Annotated in this window: 25 protein-coding genes, 1 tRNA gene and 1 pseudogene; 18 read left to right on the top strand and 9 right to left on the bottom strand. The window is 45.6% G+C overall.

Annotated elements, in window-relative coordinates; genetic code table 11:
• Positions 1–9: 9 nt before the first annotated feature.
• The 9 genes from F9K23_00830 (at position 10) to F9K23_00790 (ending at position 3,323) form a co-directional block, all read left to right on the top strand.
• The gene (locus tag F9K23_00830) at positions 10–408 is read left to right on the top strand and encodes a hypothetical protein (GenBank protein ID KAB2918712.1); all 399 of its coding nucleotides are present in this window, start codon (positions 10–12) and stop codon (positions 406–408) included.
• Positions 409–511: 103 nt separating this feature from the next.
• Complete coding sequence (locus tag F9K23_00825) at positions 512–712, top strand: hypothetical protein (GenBank protein ID KAB2918711.1); 201 nt, start codon at positions 512–514, stop codon at positions 710–712.
• A gap of 1 nt (position 713) precedes the next feature.
• On the top strand, positions 714–959 hold the full coding sequence (locus F9K23_00820) for a hypothetical protein (GenBank protein ID KAB2918710.1): 246 nt from the start codon (positions 714–716) through the stop codon (positions 957–959).
• 5 nt (positions 960–964) lie between these two features.
• The gene (locus F9K23_00815; protein ID KAB2918709.1) at positions 965–1,576 is read left to right on the top strand and encodes a hypothetical protein; all 612 of its coding nucleotides are present in this window, start codon (positions 965–967) and stop codon (positions 1,574–1,576) included.
• Positions 1,577–1,586: 10 nt separating this feature from the next.
• A complete protein-coding gene (locus F9K23_00810; GenBank protein ID KAB2918708.1) occupies positions 1,587–2,018 on the top strand; it encodes a hypothetical protein in 432 nt (143 codons plus the stop codon).
• A 3-nt stretch (positions 2,019–2,021) separates the two neighbouring features.
• Positions 2,022–2,417, top strand: coding sequence for a hypothetical protein (locus F9K23_00805; protein ID KAB2918707.1), 396 nt, complete (start codon positions 2,022–2,024; stop codon positions 2,415–2,417).
• The gene (locus F9K23_00800) at positions 2,414–2,794 is read left to right on the top strand and encodes a hypothetical protein (protein KAB2918706.1); all 381 of its coding nucleotides are present in this window, start codon (positions 2,414–2,416) and stop codon (positions 2,792–2,794) included. Before F9K23_00805 ends, F9K23_00800 begins: the two co-directional genes overlap by 4 nt.
• A gap of 7 nt (positions 2,795–2,801) precedes the next feature.
• Positions 2,802–2,996 (top strand): hypothetical protein, encoded by a 195-nt coding sequence (locus F9K23_00795; GenBank protein KAB2918705.1) that lies wholly within the window; start codon positions 2,802–2,804, stop codon positions 2,994–2,996.
• 54 nt (positions 2,997–3,050) lie between these two features.
• Positions 3,051–3,323, top strand: a complete 273-nt coding sequence (locus F9K23_00790) for a hypothetical protein (protein ID KAB2918704.1) — start codon at positions 3,051–3,053, stop codon at positions 3,321–3,323.
• A gap of 46 nt (positions 3,324–3,369) precedes the next feature.
• On the opposite strand, the gene F9K23_00785 is transcribed toward F9K23_00790, so the two are convergent.
• The 9 genes from F9K23_00785 to F9K23_00745 form a co-directional block, all read right to left on the bottom strand.
• Complete coding sequence (locus F9K23_00785) at positions 3,370–3,915, bottom strand: hypothetical protein (protein ID KAB2918703.1); 546 nt, start codon at positions 3,913–3,915, stop codon at positions 3,370–3,372.
• Entirely contained in the window at positions 3,912–4,490 is a 579-nt protein-coding gene (locus F9K23_00780; GenBank protein KAB2918702.1) for a hypothetical protein, read from the bottom strand. Before F9K23_00780 ends, F9K23_00785 begins: the two co-directional genes overlap by 4 nt.
• Complete coding sequence (locus F9K23_00775; protein KAB2918701.1) at positions 4,490–6,421, bottom strand: tape measure protein; 1,932 nt, start codon at positions 6,419–6,421, stop codon at positions 4,490–4,492. Before F9K23_00775 ends, F9K23_00780 begins: the two co-directional genes overlap by 1 nt.
• A gap of 105 nt (positions 6,422–6,526) precedes the next feature.
• Positions 6,527–7,723, bottom strand: a complete 1,197-nt coding sequence (locus F9K23_00770) for a hypothetical protein (GenBank protein KAB2918972.1) — start codon at positions 7,721–7,723, stop codon at positions 6,527–6,529.
• 70 nt (positions 7,724–7,793) lie between these two features.
• Positions 7,794–9,110 (bottom strand): DUF935 family protein, encoded by a 1,317-nt coding sequence (locus tag F9K23_00765; GenBank protein KAB2918700.1) that lies wholly within the window; start codon positions 9,108–9,110, stop codon positions 7,794–7,796.
• 29 nt (positions 9,111–9,139) lie between these two features.
• Positions 9,140–9,685 (bottom strand): DUF1320 domain-containing protein, encoded by a 546-nt coding sequence (locus tag F9K23_00760; protein ID KAB2918699.1) that lies wholly within the window; start codon positions 9,683–9,685, stop codon positions 9,140–9,142.
• Positions 9,660–9,866, bottom strand: coding sequence for a hypothetical protein (locus F9K23_00755; protein KAB2918698.1), 207 nt, complete (start codon positions 9,864–9,866; stop codon positions 9,660–9,662). The genes F9K23_00760 and F9K23_00755 overlap by 26 nt, the downstream gene beginning before the upstream one ends.
• A 13-nt stretch (positions 9,867–9,879) precedes the next feature.
• Positions 9,880–11,484 carry a hypothetical protein gene (locus F9K23_00750; protein KAB2918697.1) on the bottom strand — a complete coding sequence of 535 codons (1,605 nt, stop codon included), beginning with the start codon at positions 11,482–11,484 and terminating at the stop codon, positions 9,880–9,882.
• Positions 11,468–11,932 (bottom strand): hypothetical protein, encoded by a 465-nt coding sequence (locus F9K23_00745; GenBank protein ID KAB2918696.1) that lies wholly within the window; start codon positions 11,930–11,932, stop codon positions 11,468–11,470. Before F9K23_00745 ends, F9K23_00750 begins: the two co-directional genes overlap by 17 nt.
• A 112-nt stretch (positions 11,933–12,044) precedes the next feature.
• Between F9K23_00745 and F9K23_00740 the strand changes: the two genes are divergently transcribed.
• The 9 genes and pseudogenes from F9K23_00740 to F9K23_00700 all read left to right on the top strand — a co-directional run bounded on the left by F9K23_00740 (position 12,045) and on the right by F9K23_00700 (position 18,048).
• On the top strand, positions 12,045–13,223 hold the full coding sequence (locus tag F9K23_00740) for a hypothetical protein (GenBank protein ID KAB2918695.1): 1,179 nt from the start codon (positions 12,045–12,047) through the stop codon (positions 13,221–13,223).
• 33 nt (positions 13,224–13,256) lie between these two features.
• Positions 13,257–14,351 (top strand): hypothetical protein, encoded by a 1,095-nt coding sequence (locus F9K23_00735; GenBank protein ID KAB2918694.1) that lies wholly within the window; start codon positions 13,257–13,259, stop codon positions 14,349–14,351.
• Between the two features lie 287 nt (positions 14,352–14,638).
• Positions 14,639–14,818: pseudogene (locus F9K23_00730) on the top strand (calcium-binding protein).
• Positions 14,819–14,850: 32 nt separating this feature from the next.
• Positions 14,851–15,297, top strand: coding sequence for a hypothetical protein (locus F9K23_00725; protein ID KAB2918693.1), 447 nt, complete (start codon positions 14,851–14,853; stop codon positions 15,295–15,297).
• Positions 15,298–15,300: 3 nt separating this feature from the next.
• Positions 15,301–15,639: a hypothetical protein gene (locus F9K23_00720; protein ID KAB2918692.1), complete on the top strand. Its 339-nt coding sequence runs from the start codon at positions 15,301–15,303 to the stop codon at positions 15,637–15,639.
• Positions 15,640–15,693: 54 nt separating this feature from the next.
• Positions 15,694–15,765, top strand: a tRNA-Met gene (locus tag F9K23_00715).
• 8 nt (positions 15,766–15,773) lie between these two features.
• Positions 15,774–16,406 (top strand): hypothetical protein, encoded by a 633-nt coding sequence (locus F9K23_00710; protein KAB2918691.1) that lies wholly within the window; start codon positions 15,774–15,776, stop codon positions 16,404–16,406.
• Positions 16,388–17,623, top strand: coding sequence for a hypothetical protein (locus tag F9K23_00705; GenBank protein ID KAB2918690.1), 1,236 nt, complete (start codon positions 16,388–16,390; stop codon positions 17,621–17,623). The genes F9K23_00710 and F9K23_00705 overlap by 19 nt, the downstream gene beginning before the upstream one ends.
• On the top strand, positions 17,623–18,048 hold the full coding sequence (locus F9K23_00700; protein ID KAB2918689.1) for a hypothetical protein: 426 nt from the start codon (positions 17,623–17,625) through the stop codon (positions 18,046–18,048). The genes F9K23_00705 and F9K23_00700 overlap by 1 nt, the downstream gene beginning before the upstream one ends.
• Position 18,049: the final 1 nt, after the last annotated feature.

The following is an 18,049-nucleotide window of genomic DNA, read 5'->3' as shown; positions in this document are numbered from 1 at the left end:
CCACCAATTATGATACTCGGATTTAAAAAACAGTTTGTGCCCAAAATTGAAGCAGGCAGCAAAATACATACCCTGCGTGATGACCCCGCCGACCGTTGGAAGCAGGGTAACAAAATACACATGGTTACGGGTATGCGTACCCCAAACCAGCATACATTTAACGATAAACATAACTGCAAAAGCACCCAACGGGTAGTTATGAAAACCGACACCACCACATCAAATATTGATTATTTGGTTTTGTATGTTGACGGTAATAGGCTTTGGGATATTGCCGGCATGGCATTTGCCAAAAATGACGGATTTGATGAGTGGAGCGACTTTGAAGAGTGGTTTTTACCATTGGTAAAAGTGGCAGGAGGGGAAAAAGAGTTTAAACTCATCCACTGGACTGATTTTAAATATTGATATGGCTAACCATTGTATGAAACATTACAAATGCGATAAGTGTGGGGTTAATTACTGCCCCCGCTGTGAAGAGTGCGATTGTTATGAACTAAAAACGAATAATATGAAAACACCTGAACAAATTTTAAAGGAAAAACTGGCCGACGTTATGACAGGCGACAAACTTAACCCGCAAGAGCAGGAACAATTTTGGGAAATAGTTAAAGCAGATGACGATGCAGCGGACATGATTAAAGGCTGTCTTGATGCTATGAATGAGTATGGACAGCTTATGTACCAACTTGGTAAAAGTGAATTGAAATAAAATGAATTTCTCGCAAATAATGGAACTGCAAAGCCTGTTTATTAACCCCTCGGTAATAGAAGTTACCGGGGAGTGTTATGATAGGGTTATTGCATCCGTTGACAGCGAGGTAGAGTTTATTAGAAAAGTAAAACTATTGGGCGTTGAGGCTTGGTATAACGAATTTTTACAGGAGAATAAAAACATACACCCCGTACAGGGTTCGTGGGTGCTGTGCGCCGTAATTCACGCCTATTTTAATAAATAAACACCATGACAAAGGATGAAATAAAACAAGAACGAATAAAATACCTTGCTCACCTTTTATCAACAGGGGATGCAAATGATATTAATACTCGACGAGATGTTATAAAAACTGTAACGCTTGCAGAAGGCGATTTGAGTTGTTGCCATTGTGGGCAGTCAGTTTATGATACTGATGACTATCTGCATGAACATGAAGGAAACCTGTACTGCTGGGACTGCATGGAAGACAAAGTTTATACCCGGTGTGCTATATGCCATGATTTATTTATTGGGGCTGAAAAAAAGGAAGACTTCAAACTTCATATAAGCGAGGAATATGAAAGGAAGTATGGTTTAAAAGCAGGGATATACCGCACAACAAGTTGGCCGTATTATAGGGACGATATGTTTTCAACCGTTGTGTATGAAGACAGCGTTGAACTGGTAAGGGCTATTGATATTAATTCAATTAATAAAAAACGGTATTACCAACCAGATGAATGTTTGTGCGGTGAAATATGTGATGCCTGCTTTGATTTGTATTCACTACGAAAGTATAAGTACACCCAATACTGTGACCCAAAGGTAAGGGTAACGCGCAATATTTACGAACGTGGTTTAATAGCAACCGGTAAATAGTAAATGCACTATGAAAACCTATATACTCACATCACAACGGTTTGCAGGTGAAATACAGTTTAAATTTGATTTAAACGACAGTTTAATCGGGTTTGAAATACAGGCCGAACTGGACGAGAAACAAACCAACTACTTCTTTAATAACCTGCCTCGGACGCTTGGGGCGGCAGTTGCGATGACAAAAAACCCCGGCGCAACGATGAAGCTGGAACTAATGCCCCAAGACCTGAGCTTTGATGTGTTTTATAACCAATATGGCTATAAAGTGGGAAAACAACAGGCTGAAACGCAATACAAAAAACTAAGCGATGCGGATAAGCACAGGGTAATCATGTCAATACGTCCCTACAAACGCTACCTCACACGCACCGGCGTAGCGCAGGTATGGCCTGAGCGTTTTATATCGAGAAAATACTTTGAAACCGACTGGAATAAAGCATAAAGTATGTTAGCTACTACACCACAGAAAACCGCCATAATGACCCTTATCCGCCGTTTGGGATTGGATAAAGAGCAGATAGTGGAGGCAGCAACGAACGGGCGCACCACCAGCCTGCGGGAAACCACGTTGGAAGAGGCACGCCAGCTATTGGATAAGCTGGGCGCACAACCCAAAGAAGACCCATGCCAAAAAATGAGGGATAAAATATACAGCATGGCCCACCAAATGCGTTGGACGATACCCGGCCAGCCTGACAAGGTGGATATTACCTATATGAACCAGCGACTGGTAAAATACGGCTACCTGCACAAGCGCCTGCACAAGTATAAGTACAACGAACTGCCTAAGCTGGTAACGCAAGTGGAGCAGATGTTAAACCATTATCTAACCGGCAAATGACAAAAGCAATACAACGCCGCATCACGGCTTCTGATAAGGCCATAACCATGAAGCTAAGCCATTACGAGTTAAAACTTGTATGCACAGCCATAGAGCGCGCTTACCGCAAAATAAAACTGGATGGGGTACCACAACTAAAAGAAAACGATACCCTGAGCAAAGATCCATTGGAAGTAATGGTAATAGAGCTATGCTACAATGCTATGGTGAAGTTTAAAAAGAAACTGGCCGAAGACTTAACCATTAGTGCTATAAGCCTTCCTGTGGCAGAAACCTGCGCACTTTGGGAGCTATACCGATACGGGTACCTGTATTATAATGTTGATGATGCTGCAATAACATCCCTTTTCACCGAAGTACACCCCCAACTAAGCTAAAACCGCCATGCCAAAACTAACACAAAAACAACTTAAAGATAAGGCCATATACGAAGAATACAGGCACAAGTTTATTAAAAAAAGGATGCGGCACGGGGAGATACTGACCGACCTGGGCAAAAAATACTTTTTAAGCGAAACCACCATTGCCCGCATTGTGCGTTTAATGGCTGCTGAATCGGAGGATAGGGAAAGAAAATAAAGGCATCGGGAAAATAAAATTTATCCCCTTATGGGCTGTAAGTAGGTTTGCTGTATGGAAAATGAAAAACAACAATTGATAGAAGACGCAAGGCGTTTGTTTATCAGGAACGAAGACGAAAAGCAGGCTATTGCAGTCAACCCTATGGATGTAGAATTTGGGATTGAAATAGAAGTGCCCCATAAAATAGACCTGAAAGATTTGGACAGTATATCCTATTTGCGGCAAAAGTACAACTTAACAGAGGGCGGGGTATGGTCTGAATACATGGAGGCTTTTCCGGGCTTAGGCAAGGTAAGTATCCAGCTTTGCCGACCGTATGATTAAGATGTTTACAACAGCATAAAAGCCCGGTAATCGCCGGGCTTTTTTATTATGGGATTACAAAATCGGTTTTTGTGGTGTCTTCAGGCCTTGAGCTTGGCGTTTTAAATGTAGCGTTCACTTCAAGGGATTTGCCCAGCGGTATAGTTTTTTGCGCTGCTGAATCATCGGTAATCTCAGTGGCAAAAATCAGGTTGGTTACAATAAAATTACTATGGTCGTTGTCCTCCTCTTCGCCCATTCGTGTTAAAGGTGTACATCCGGGATATTCAAACCCCTCAAGTGCTTTATAAACCGCTTCGGTAAAATCAAAATAGCGCAGCGCAACATCTTTGTTGGTGCTGTCCGCATGGCTGTCGGCATAGTTTTCATACAACACGGTAAAGCGTACTACACATTGCCCGCGTTGCACCCCTGCCCCTGTGCGTGCATAAGCGGCCTCGCTAAATTCAATCAGTACTGCGGGCATGGGTACCAGCGCACCGGTATCATCCAACAGGCGTACCTGTCCCATGTTCTTATCCACCCACTGCATACGGTCAACAGTGCGTAATTGTTCCTGAAGGGCTAAAAATAGGTTTTTCTTTATACTCATCGCTGTAATGATTGAATGTGTGTGTTTATATACCGTTCTATTTTACGTTCCAAATCAACACTATGGTAAAATATAGGGCGTGAGGGGACGGTAAGGGTTTGTTTTTTGGTTAAAGCAAGGTTGCGCCATATTTCACCCGCAGCGTCAAGGCTTTTGTTTTTTTGGCTGTTGCCAGGCGTTCCGTCTTTTTTTAATGATTTGCCTGCACCGGCTTTATAGGCCATTGCCCAAAAAAAACGGCGCATAGCAGGGGTAACGGGTATTTCGCCGCCCTGCTGGTGTATAAGCGCATAGTTTACGTTATTAAATACAATGGCCTTGTTGCGTGCCGTCATGTGCTGTATGCCCCTGAATAACTCGCCCCCTTTGTACAACAATTGCCTGCGCTTGCCGGGAAACTCAAACTTGCGTTGTTTCCAAGGGGTAAAAGTGCCGTTTTGTACCCCGCCCCGCTTAAAGTTTTCGCGGAAAAACTGGGCAGCCAAAAAAGCAATATTGCGCATAGCCACATGGTTGCGGTTGCGAAAATTTTGCTTTATCCGCTCAAAGGTTATGTAGTTACGGTTTTGTTGCATTACAATGCGCTTTCAAAATCAGTTACAGCACGGGTAAGCGAATCGGTTACCCCGCGTTTCATGTCCGGGATGGCCTCGTTGGTGCTGCTGGTGTTAACTGTAAATTCCCGTATAAGGTTTTCAATTTGCACGCTTACGTTGCGCACGCTGCGCCCCGCCGATACTGTGGGGCTGTACGGTGAACCCGAACCGCCACCGGCCACACCGGTAGCATCATCAGAACCAAATACCCAGTTCCCTTTTTTGTCCTGTTTTAATCCAAAAGAACTAAACTGCACCTGGCTCCCAAATTTACGGTTAGCAGCAGTTACTAACCCGGCAATTGCCTGCGGGCTGGCCTTGCTATAATCACCTGCGTTTTGCCCGTACATCGCCATAGCTAACTCCTGTATGCTTTTTGCGTCGTTCAACAAACCCCTGCGGTTACCTTCAAAACTAACTTTAAAGGTTATATCCCGCTCACGGGTAATTTTATTGTCTATTTCAGTAAGGGCATTTTTGGCTCCGTCTATAAGTTTTAGGTGTTGCGATATTTGATCGTTAAAATTGGCTTCAAACAACCCTGCTTTGTCCCCCATTCTGCGCCGGGCTTCCACATCAAGTATTTTGCGCTCGCTGTAGGCCATTAAGTGTAAGGTGGCCCGCTTTTCCTCCTCAAGTTCTTTTATACGCTCTTTCCCAATCATCCCCACCCTTCGGGCTTTCATAACTTCGTTTGCCTGTTCCTGCGCATACTTTAAATCCCAAAGCGTATCTTTTTCAGTTATCAGGTTTTGCAGGTATTGGGGATAGGTGGAGTTAATCTTTTCCCGCAACGCATTATATTCTTCAGTTCCGGGAATTAAACTTTGCAGTGTTTCAAAATTTTTATTCAGTTCCGCATTAACAGCGTACAATGGCTTTGCAACGTCCTGTTTAGGTAAATACTCACTGAGTGCTTGCATAGCCGCCAGTTTCACTTGTTTCCACCCCAAACTTACCCCTTCCAACTGATCACCCAGTACCGCCATTGTTTTTACGGTTTGGTTTTCAATGCGGGTCATTTCAGCACGGGTGCTTTGCATTGCTGTTGGCAAACCGCTGGCAAAAGTTCGCTTTAATTCCGCAGCAAATTTGGGTAAAAAGTCTTCGGCCATCAGTTTACCGTCTGCCATCATTTTATCCAATTGGGCATTGGTTACCCCCATTGCCCGCGCTGCGATGTTAAACGCCCCCGGTATGCGCTCACCTATCTGACCCCTCAATTCCTCGGCCTGTACCTTGCCCTTGCCCATGATTTGGCTAAGGGCTAAAAAAGTGCCCTTTTGGTCTTCGGCACTCCTGCCCATCACCGTAAGTGCCCCGGCCACACTTTCGTACATATCCTTTACCTGAACATTGGTTATTTTAGTGCCCAATGCCCCCGCGCTTAACAGGGCAAACCCCTCTTTGGCAGCCATCAAATCATTACCCAGCTTATTGGCTGTTTGGTCTAAATACAACAGGTTTTTTTCACCTTCTTTTGCGTTGGCAAACTTGATAGCATTATCAAGGCTTTGCACCTGCATTTTAACCTCTGTAGCCTGATCAGAAAAATCAATAGCCATTTTTCCGGCCCCTATAATAGCTGCCGGGGCAAGAAACCGTGATAATGCACCCATTTCAAACAACCCACCTCCACCTGACTTACCACCCCCCCCACCATTGTTACCCATCACCCCAAGTGCCTTGTTATATTTGTGGCCCATAATGCGCATGTGCCTGTCTAACCGGGTGGTAAGCTGGCCCATGCTGCGGTCAATCTGCGTAGCCAGTGTTTGGGTACTTTTGGCAAAATCATTGCCCAAGGTTTTAACGGCCCTATCCAGCCCCATTACTTTAGCCTTGCCCATATCTACCCCGCGCATATCGCCGGGGCGCATATTAATCACATACTCAAGCGATTTTTTCATTTCACCGTTCTTTATTATATTTGTACTGTTTTGCCGCCGCCAGTTTGCTAACCACAAGCGGCGACGGCTCCAACCAAAAGCTGCCGCAAGGTGGCTTTTGGCGTTTTAGGGCAGCATATCAAAATCAAAGTCCCCTATTCTGTCCCGTTCAATCAGTATATCCGTTTCCAAAAAATCCAATTGCAGCACGATAAGTTTTACCCCGGTGTAATTTTCGGGCTGTCCGGCCACCGCTTTTAATGCACGTATTACGGCGGCCTTATTATATGCCTCAGTTTCGATAAAAAGGCACACAGTGTGCGCCCCTTGCTTGCCTGCATGGCTTACATCCCGCTTTATGGTGTTAGTTACGTTGCTGCCCGTGATGTGCTTAAATTCAACTGGTTTTTTTGCGGCAATACTGTCGGGGTTTTTAAAACCCGTAAGTTTTGCATCAGGGGTAAGTGTGATTTTTGCCCCGGTAGTTTTTGACAGGCGCACAGCCTGTTTTCGGTTCATTTCTACCTCAGCAGGGTTAATTAGCGGGTGTTCATATACTGCTGTGCCCTTCACTTGTGTATATGCCTGTAGTTCTGTTTTCAGGGCATTGATTTGAAGATTGAGTGGGCGCATGGCAGCAAAATCAAAGTCTTTAATATAGGGGTGGGTGGGTGAGCCGGTAAAGGCTTTGCCGTCCGCGCCAAAGTTCCGGCGGAATTCCGCTGCCAATGGGTTGGCTTTTAATTCGCTTTCCAAAGGGTGTACTTCGGGACCTTCAAAATCGCTGGTAGCATAACAGCGGCAGCGGTAACCATTGGGAGGGTAATGCGTGCGCCAAAAGCTGTGCGTAAGGGGTAGTTTTATATTGTCCCATGGTCGGTGCTCATCGCGCACCCTCTCATCCTGCATGGTATGGTATTTAAGCCAGTCAAACCCGTCTGCTGCGCGTTCTACTGCTTCGCTCCACTGTTTTGCGCTTTCGGTTACCGCCCGTACATGATCCAGTTCTGCATCCAGTTGGGTAATATAGCTGGTATCAAATGCCAGCTTAAACTCACGCATAAAGGTTTCTTTATCCACCCCAAAACTTTTTAATGAAGACATGGCCGCGCACAGCCGGTTGTTTTTCAGGGCAGAAAACAAAAGGGCATCCAGTTCTATTTGTGCGGCGCGGTTGTATAAAGGCGTGCCGGGTTTCAGGGTATCAAACCCCCCTCCCAAAGTCTTAAACAGCCCCTTGCGCAACTCTTTAAATGTATAAACCGATGTAGCGGTATGGATGCCTTTTGCGGTAATTTCACCGTTCCACAGCTTGTTTGCCATACTGTTTCCCAATTCATCCAGCTTTTTGCGAATGGCATAGGGAAGCTCCATAACTATATGCGCGGCCCTGTTACACATCTTTGTTAAAATACAGCTTGGCTATTGCTTTCTGTTGGGCAATAAAGTTTTTCAAAACCTCCTGTTTGTTTTTGTCGGCCAAAGGTTCGGCGGCTTTTGTTGGTTTACGGCGGCCATTGGTTTTTATGCTCAGTCGCTCGTTCATCTCCTCCTCGTCCACCTCAAACCCCATGTCTTTTACCACCACTTTATATACGTCAGCCATTTCTTTAATGCCTAAGCGTTCAGTGTTATCAAATGCAAACACATCATCTTCGCCCAAAGGGTAGCCGTATAAACGCAGGCGGGGCAAAATTTCATCATTCACCAAATCCTCAACAAACCCCATATCGTCTTTTGTAACCTCATCCTGCTCTACCAAAAGGGCTTCCTGCTTGCCGTAGGTACCCCCTTCCTGACTGGCATTTTTGTTGCCTGTCAGCAGTATTTCCAACTCCTCGTTACAGCCTTTGATTTTTTGGTAAAACACATCAAACGCATCGGTTTGCTTGTTTTCTTTTATATCCAGTACCGTATCTGAGGGGAATATGCCGTAGGCAGCGCTGCCCATTTCCTGCATCCATTTTTCAATCTCGGCAAGCACCTTTTTGTCCTGGCTGGCGGTTTGGGCTATGCGGATAGGCAGGCCAAACATTTCTTCAAACTCATCCCAGTTTTGCCAACTATGCTTTTTAATGATATACAACGGTGCAGCGGCATCAAAAAGCCCCAAATCTTCCTCCCCGTCGATAGGGATTATAAAATCTGAGAACGGTGGCTGGCTGTAATCAAAATATTCAAACCCTCGCGGGTCGGGAAATACTGCATTCCATTCGGGTACAACGTGCTCGCGGGGCACCAATTCAATTTGTTTAAACAGCCCTGTAACAGGGTCGGGCTCTTTAAAATACACAAGGCTATGGCCGTGATAGGATGCGCGGACAGCTTGCTTTATTAGCAGTTTAAACCAGCGTTTGTGCAATAGGCGTGTTTTTTCCTTGTCCTCTTTGCCTGTAGAGCCGTTTACAATTTTAAAAGGCTTGTTGCTCACCCTGAGTACCCTGTTTTTACTAATGCCCCTGATAAACCCGTCCAGTTCAATATCCCTGTACAGTTCGGTTAATAAAATCCGTTTTGGGTTGTATATGTCCAATGCCTCTGCCCTTGCTGCCTTCCAAGTATTTATTTCTTTATTAAAAAGGCTGCGCTGTTGTTTTATGATAGAAATCATAAAGGCGCCCGGGTCTTTTTTTGCCATCCGCTTCAAGTCGTTGGAAACAACATTTTGAGGGGTTTCTTTTTTTGAAAATATCCGTTGTAAAATATTCATTTATACAGGGTTTAAACACCGTTTAATTATTACCACCGCTGGCTTGTTTTGAGATTGGAGCCGAGCCTGAAAGTACCTTGTGCCCCTACATCTTCGAGCAGGGGTAAGTCAATATTTGTTTTGCCGTTTGCGGCCAGCTTTAAAAAAGCAATAGTATCATCGTATTGCTTTACACGCAGTTCGGGGATATTGCGCGGGCTGATATGGCTGTGCAGGTGGTAAACAGCTACTTTAACGGCAAAACTTACCACCAGCTTATTGCGTGGGTCGCTTGCCTGCCAGTCACCAGCATCTGTAAAATCATCACCCGGACTGTCCACCAATGCTTTGTAAACCGTATCGTCAGTATTATACACGTAATCCTCTGCGCCCCATTGCTGGTTTGGGATAAACCTGTATAGCTGCACAAAAATTTTAGCGACATCGTAACGCCCCGACAGGTAACTTTTTATTTCTTCAATGGCGGTTTCTTCGGCCATCTTCAATACCGAATTATCCGCCTGCATGAGTATTTGCTTTACCTCATCGCGTACTACCATCCGGTAGTCTTTATCCAATAAAAAGGTTGTCTCCATCGTCGTTGTTGTTTTTTTGCTTTTTAAACTTCTTTATCCGCATGATGAGCAGGTAGATGCTTAACCCTGTTACAACCAATGTTGCTATTTGCTGTAACAGGTTTAACCCTTGTGATATGCTGGCTGTCCAAGCCACTATGTTTATTGCCCCAAGGCCAATATCCATTAACAGTGTTTTCACTGTTTCAAACTGTTTACCATCCAATTGCATGTTGTCTTTTACGGATTATAGGTTTAAAATCATTATCGGGTATGTGCGGGTATAGGTAATTCCACGCCCCTTCATCAGCGTCGGGGGAATCATCTGCGGAACGATAGCCCGGTTCAATACCTTTAAGTTGCTCAGTCCCTTCTATCATGTCGGCATCGTTAATTTCCTCAAGGTTATTATATACATGGCCGTCTAAATACTCAGGGGACATTTTTATAATCCGGGTAAACTTGTTCTCTTTATCCCTCGCGTCAGGGATAAGCATTAATGGTTTTTTTCCGCGCACTTTGCGGCGGTTATTGTGACGTTTTAATGCTTCCCTGATTGGTTTGTTCATAAACTGCCGCTCTACGTACCAAATAATACCAACCCCGGTTTGTATTGCATCATCCATTTGGCTCATAAATTCAAAAGGCTCATCAAGGTCACATTGTCGAACAAACTTTTTTAGACAATGGAATTCATAGTCACTTGAGCCGGATATATATAGGCCCCATACGCTTACCGCTTTATAGTCGCTTGTTGGATTGTCTTCGAATGAAGGGTCAAAGTAGCCTATCACTACTTTGTATTTGCCCCATGTTTTTGCGGGCATCGGCTTCCATTTAATCAAAGAATCTTTAAATATTGTACCGTCAACGCCGCTTTCGTGGTAAAATTCGGGTTTGTGATAGATGCCTGCTTTTTTTATTTTCCGGCTAAGTTCTTCAGGAGTGTACCTTTCCTTCCACGCAGGCTTACCACCAGCCTCCAAATAACATTTAACCCCTTTTGGGTTTTCGGTTGCATATACCTTGCTATGATAGATGCCTTCACGCGTGGGAGCGCCCGGCTTAATATCGCCTACAACATGGGCAAGTACACTTTTGGGGTGTATTCGGTTTCCTGCCACAACTACCCGCGCACCCTTGATGCCTAATGCAAAGTACAATGCTCCGAATATCCATTTTACGACCTTTTTAACCCGCTTGGTGTTCTCTACCAACTCATCGTCATCTATATCATCAATTACGCAATAGTTGGGTCGTTTTTCGCGTTCTCGCATACCGCGTGGACTTTGTTGCCTTCCAAGGCCGCTAAAGTTAATCCCGTCTTTTGTAGTAAAGTCCCCATCCTGCCAGTTACCAAAGCTAAACTGTTCTCCAAAATCGTTTATGTATCTCTTGTTGTGTTGCAGTTCTACCTGTACATCGGACAAAAGGTTGCAGGCATCATCATTGTTTTTCCCCACCAGCACCATGCCGGTCAATTCCCCTTTTGCTTTTAAACGAAGCGGAATAATAATATCAGCATGAACGGATTTTGCGTGTTCACGGGGCCATTCCAATACCGCTAATATGTTAGGGTCATTACTTATTTCTTCGTTGGCCTCTTTGTGAAAATAGGCGCAGTCTGTTTTTCCGTCATCGCAGTAATGAGGAAAGTAATATTTAACAAACTCATTATAGTTTTCATTCTTTAAAAGCCTGTTTTTGCGCTCTTCTTTATCCGCAATTTTTTCGTTGACAGGAATATCTGTGGCTGACGCAACCCTTTGACAGAATTCCAGCCACTCATCATATTCCCGTTTTTTAATTTGAAGTGCCATTGGTTAATAGTTCAGCTACGAATTCTTTTTGGAATGAAATGATTTGTTTGGCCGTTTTTAAATCACGGCCCTGCAACCAAGCGGTAAACTGTTTAAACACATTGATTGCGCTTGACGCATTAACACTTTTGCTGCTAACAAGGTCAATAGCCTTTGCATACTTTATGGCATCATCAGCGCTTAACCGCTCCCCGGCCTTTTTCTTGGCGGCTATTTCATCATAAATCATCTTTACCAAGCTGGTTTTGCTAAGAAGGTCTGCCGCCTTTTCGCCCTCCCAGTTCCCTTTTTGTGCCCACTTTGATAGGGTTACCTCGCTAACACAAAGCATTGCGGCAATATCCTTTTGGGTAAGGTCGGTTTCGAGGTATAGCTGTTTGGCTTGATTTTTTTTATCTGTTAGTGCCATTTCACTCACAAAGATGGTAAACCCCTTTTGTACTGCCATTATGGCAAATTTCTTATGTGCTTTTTTAGTGTCATAATGTCCTTTTTTATGACATTATGAGAAATAGCAACTTGTTACGTACTGCCATTGTGGCAATCTTTGCGTAACAATTATGCCAAATCAGTGGTTTCAAATAATCAATTCGGGCGATGTTCCTGAAATAAGAATTATCGGTGACATAGGCACTGATGATAATGAGATTGATTATTCAAGTTTCAGGGGGCCTTTCTTACAACTGGCATCGGCATACCCCACTATTAAAATCCCTATCCATTGCAACGGTGGAAGTATGCTGGAAGGCTGGCCCATTACCGACATTATCAGCACAAGCCCGGTAAACACCATAGGCATCAACGAAGGCATGGCCGCCAGTATGGGCGGGATGCTTTTTTTATCGTGCAAAGAGCGGTGGATGATGCAAAATGCTATGGTGATGATTCACCGGCCAATCGGAGGGTATCAAGGTGAAGTGGAAGGCATGGAAGGGCAGGTTACCCTGATGAAGGATATGGAGGCAAAGGTTATTGCCTTCATAATGAAACAAACCGGACAGCCTGAAAACGTAGTGAAAAGCTGGATGCAGCCGGGCAAAATGACGTGGTTAAACGCCCAGCAATGCCTGCAATATGGCATTGCCACCAAAATAATTGAAAGTGACGGTGTTAAAACAGCCCCTTTAGTGACCAATAAAAAGCCCTCGGAAGTATGGGCCATATACAACCAACTTAACCAAAACAAACCGGAAATGAATAAACTGAAAATGCAGTTGATAGCCATGTTTGGCGCGTTCAACATTAGCAACAGCCTTACCGAAAGCGATGATGATGACAGGTTTTTAGCTAAGGTAAAAGAGGAGCTCACCACCCGTGATGCTAAAATCACCAAGCTGGAAAATGAGCTAAAGACCGCTAATACGGCTAAGGTAACTAACCTTATTAATACCGCCAAAGCAGAGGGTAAGATTACCGAAGAGCAAGTAGCCAACTGGACAAAATTGGCAGAAAGCGATTTTGATACCGTACAAAACGCTCTTGCTGCCATGCCTGCCACTAAACAGGCCGATACAAAACAAGCAACCCCCGTTGTGGATATAAACGCGCACTTGAAAACTGCCCCACAAACCCCCACTGCGCCTTCACAGGTAGTGGATGTGAAAAACAAAGCCACCTGGGATTTGGAAACATGGCAAAAACAGGATTCTACCGGGCTTTTAAAAATGAAGCGTGAGGAATGGGACAAATACGCCGCATTGTTCGAAGCGCAATACGGCACTAAGCCCGACAAAAACTAATTACAGTACAAAACAAGATAAGAGGAAAATACAATGAAAATCCGTAGTTCAGTAGCAATTATGTACACCCTTTTGGCCGCTTTTGCAGGCTTTTTATTCAGCGCGTTTGTGTTGAGTATTGCAGGTGTAGACCAAGTGGTATATGAAGGGGCCAGCTTGCATATTAGCGGGGTTTTGTCCGTTGCAGCAGCAGTATTGGTTAACCGGCCTAACGCAGTGGCGTTTGCCAACCCGTTTGTTACCGTTTTCCGTAACGACCTTGAGCGCGTTCTCTTCCCCGACAATAGTTTTTATAGCCGTAGCGTGGATGATACCCCTTTTGTTGTTAATGGTAAAACCGTTCAATATCCGGTTCAGGGCATTAACCCTAATGTTGAAATAAACCGCAGCACGTTGCCTGCACAAATAAGCCAGCGTACTGACGATACTAACGACTATGACCTAAACGAGTTTACCAGCGACCCAACCCTTATTACCGATACCGAGGAGTTGGAAATCAATTACAACAAACGTCAGAGCGTGCTTATGCAACATTCTGACACTATTAATACCAAGCTGGCCGACTTTTTTGCCAACCTGTGGCTGCCTGACGGAACGGACAATATTGTGCGCACCACCGGTGCCACCCGTGTGGCTACCGCCCCCGGCGCAACAGGTAACCGCTTAAAAGTTACCCAAACTGACCTTATTAATGTGGCTGAAAAACTTGACCGCATGAATGTGCCCCGCGACCAGCGTTTTGCCCTGATTACCCCGGCAATGGTAGCTGATGTTATGGGTATTGAAAATTTTGTGAGCCTTGAAAAAATTGGAACAGCCAACCTGCTTGACGGAACCATTGGCCGCCTGTTGGGTTTCACCATCCTTGTGCGTAACGGGGTGGGCATTTACGATAACACCGGCACGCCTGTGAAAAAAGCATTAGGGGCAACCGCTGCAACTACCGATAACGAGGCCGCCTTGTTTTGGCACCCCCGTTTCGTAAACCGCGCCAAAGGCGAAATAAAAGTGTACAGCGACCTTGATAAACCTGAGTACTACGGCTCGATATTCTCGGCCATGGTACGCGCAGGCGGTAAAACTCGTAAAGACAAAAAAGGCATTATAGCCTTGGTACAAGGCCAATAAGAAATACTTGTAGTTTTTTGGTGTTGCCCACCATAGCCCGCCACCTGAAAAGGGGCGGGCTTAGGGGCGTGAAAGAAGTTCAATTTTAAATAAAGATCATGAACTACAAAGAACTAAAGATAACGTTTGATACGCATCCCGGCACCCGCACATTGTATGTTACTGCCGACGGACAGTCGTTTTTTAAGACCAACGATGCACACAACCACGCCAAAACCCTTGACGATAACAAGGTAACCCCTGTTTCAGCCGAAACGGTAGAAAAAGCCCTTAAACCTGAAACAAACGAAGAGCAGGCAGCCAAGGAAGCCGAGGCAAAAGCAGCCGAAGAGCAAGCAGCCAAGGAAGCCGAAGCAAAAGCAGCCGAAGAGCAAGCAGCCAAGGAGGCCGAGGCAAAAGCAGCCGAAGAGCAGGCAGCCAAGGAAGCCGAGGCAAAAGCAGCCGAAGAGCAAGTAGCCAAGGAAGCCACAAAACCAACAAAAGGCGGTAAAAACGGAAAATGATAGAGCTTGTACTATGCCGCAAAGAATCTAACCAACACGAAACGGTTGGTGATTTATACCTGAACGGTAAGCTGCTTTGCCATACCCTTGAGGATGAAAAGCGGGCGGTAAAAGTATGGGGCGAAACCCGTATCCCTGCCGGTAAGTATGAAATAAAACTCCGCACTTTCGGCGCCCATCACCAGCGGTATAAAAACCGTTTTGCATTCCATATAGGGATGCTGTGGTTGCAGGATGTGCCCAATTTTAAGGATATACTTATCCATATCGGCAATACCGATAAAGATACCGCAGGGTGCATACTGGTAGGCAATAAAATCAATAAGCAAAATGGAAGGTACAGCCTTTTAAACAGCACCGATGCTTATACCACGCATTACCCTACCGTAGCTAACGCAATCAGCAGGGGCGAAAAAGTTTACATAACCATTAAAGACGAATAAACCATGAGTAACTTAAAATGGCCTTTTGCCGCCGCCGATGTGCAGGCAAGTGTGGCAGATGCCGCAACTGTTGAAGTAACGGTAACTAACCAAATGACTATTGTGCCCGTGGACACAATGGCGCAGGATACCACCGTAGACCTGAGTGTTGACAGCGGTGTAGAAGCAGGCGCAATGTTGTTGATTAAAGCCGGTAGTGATGGCACAGCACGCGCGTTGGTGCAAGGCACAGGCTTTTCATACACCACCAGCCAGGCAGGTACAATAAGTAAGATTAAACACTTTTTATACGTGTTCAATGGCAGCACATTCGACCATGTGGCAACCGTAACGGCAAACTAATACTAACAAAAGCCCCGCGCCCTTCCGGTTATGCCGGTAGGCCGGGGCAAACATCGCGGGGTAGCGCAGCGGTAGAGCAGTAGACTCATAATCTACAGGTCGGCGGTTCGATTCCGCCCCCCGCAACTAATCAAATGAAAAACAGGATAGTCAATAACCCGGTAACCTCCATCATTGGCATTATAATCATAATTGCCAGTATAGCCAGCGTGTTTACCAACGGCACAAGCTGGACGGAAGCAGGCGTGGGCATTGGTTTGGGTATTGGCCTGTTGGTTTCTAAGGATAACCGTAATACAGGCGGCACAGCCGCTTTATTGATGTTGCTGTTGCTGCTTTTAGGAGGGTGTAAAACCCCAACGCCTGTAGTTAATACAGTAGAGGAAACCTATAAGGAAACCTTAAAAGATGTACAGGTGGCAGTACCGGGCGCAACCGTGAGTACGGGAATAGACAGTAGCGCGCTCGCTGCCATACTGGGGCAATTAAAACACGGCAGGGACACGGTAATATATCGCAACAGCCAAGCTGTGTTAAAGTTTTATACCGATACGTCAGGCAGGTTGCAAGCCGAATGTGAGGCTTTGCCGCAAGTTATAAATACCCTGCAAAAAGAGATAGAGCGGCTAAGAAAAGAAGCCGCAACCAAAACCGTAACAGTATTAAAAACGCCTGTTTGGGCTTGGCTTGTGTTGGGAGCAGCGGGCATTATCATTTTTATTTTAACAGCTAAAGTACTTTTAAATAAATGGGACTTAATTCAGTAACAGTTACACGTTTGCAAGGCGGTTTAGGCCGCAGGGCTACCAACCTTGACGGCGTGATAGGTGTAATTACCAGCGGAGTTGCCGTATCATCAACCTTTGTGTTGGGCACCATATACCCCTTGAAATCCATTAAGGATTTAGAGGCGTTGGGTGTGGATGCAGCATACGATACCACTAACGCTACCCTAATCCACCACCACATCAGCCGTATCTTTTTCCATAACCCCAATGCCGAGGTGCATTTGATGGCGTTGGCACAAACCACTACGCTGGCCGCAATGGTGGACGTTGCCAATGTGAGCAATGCCAAAAAGCTGCTCAAAGATAAAAATGGGCGCATTAAGCTGCTGGGTGTTATACGCAACCCGGCAAGCGGATACACGCCTACATTGTCGGGTGGGTTGGATGATGATGTAATAGCAGCCATACCCAAAGCGCAGGCACTGGTAGAAGAGGAAGCGGGCGAATACCGCTATTGCAGTGTAATAGTAGAAGGCCGCAGCTATAACGGCACAGCCGCCGCCGCCACCGATTTGCGCACACTGGAAGCCCCCGGCGTTAGTGTGGTAATTGGTGCGGATAAAGATGTTTCAGGCTCTAACGCGCTGTACAACGGCTATGCCGCCGTAGGTGATTATTTGGGCATGTTGAGCAAGGCAGCCGTGAGCCAAAGCCCTGCCGAGGTAATTGATGATTTTGATTTGCAGGATACTGCAAACAGCTACTGGCTCAACCCCGGCTTGTCAAGCAACGCTTTGATAAGCGCGCAAACAAAAAGCACATTGGATACCCTTAACGATAAGGGGTACATTTTTGCCATACCACAAGCCGGGCTAACCGGTATATGGTTTAACGACACGCACACCTGCGAGGCAATAGATAACGACTATGCCTATATAGAAGGCAACCGCACGGTGGATAAGGCTATCCAACTGGCAAGGGTAAAAACCCTGCCCCGCCTTAACAGCCGTCTTTTAATTGACGAAGAAACAGGGCAGCTTACCGATGCGGCGCGCACCGGTATTGAAGAAAATGCCAAGGCGGCCATTGAGCCAATGAAAACCGACGGCGATATATCAGGCGGCATAGACTGCTTTATTGACCCTGAGCAAAACCTGCTGGCAGGTGATGCGCTGGCAATGGAACTCACCTTTACCCCTGTGGCCATTGGCCGACAAATTCAAATAAGTGTAGGATTTAATAACCCTTTTAACTAATGGCAGACGTAGTAATTAATGAAGAGCGCTTTTCAGCAGCCGATGTAAGTATAGAAATGCTGGGCCGTGTGCTCACTTCGTGCCGGATGCTGAACTATGACCGCACGCAGGATGTAACCGAGTTTGCCGCAATCGGTAACCGAAAAACAGCAGGCTACAGCCGGGGCAATGACCGCAGCAATGGTGAAATACAATTGGGCGAAGAGGAGTTTTTGGGCATTGTACGCGCCGCAGGTGGCGATGTGTTTAAGATAAACCCTTTTCCAATCACCGTAGTGATGAAAAAATCCAGCGGGCTGATTACCAAAGAGGTTTTGGAAGGCGTAATGTTTAAAGGCCAAGGCAAAAACATATCCGCCGACAGCAGCGACGGCCTTGTACGTGCAATACCCCTGCGTGTGGCCGATATTAAATACCCAGTATAAC

The organism is Bacteroidota bacterium (genome assembly GCA_008933805.1).
GTDB lineage: Bacteria > Bacteroidota > Bacteroidia > UBA8524 > UBA8524 > SB11.
The sequence above is the reverse complement of the archived record's forward strand: the minus strand, read 5'-3'. Positions and strand labels throughout refer to the sequence as shown.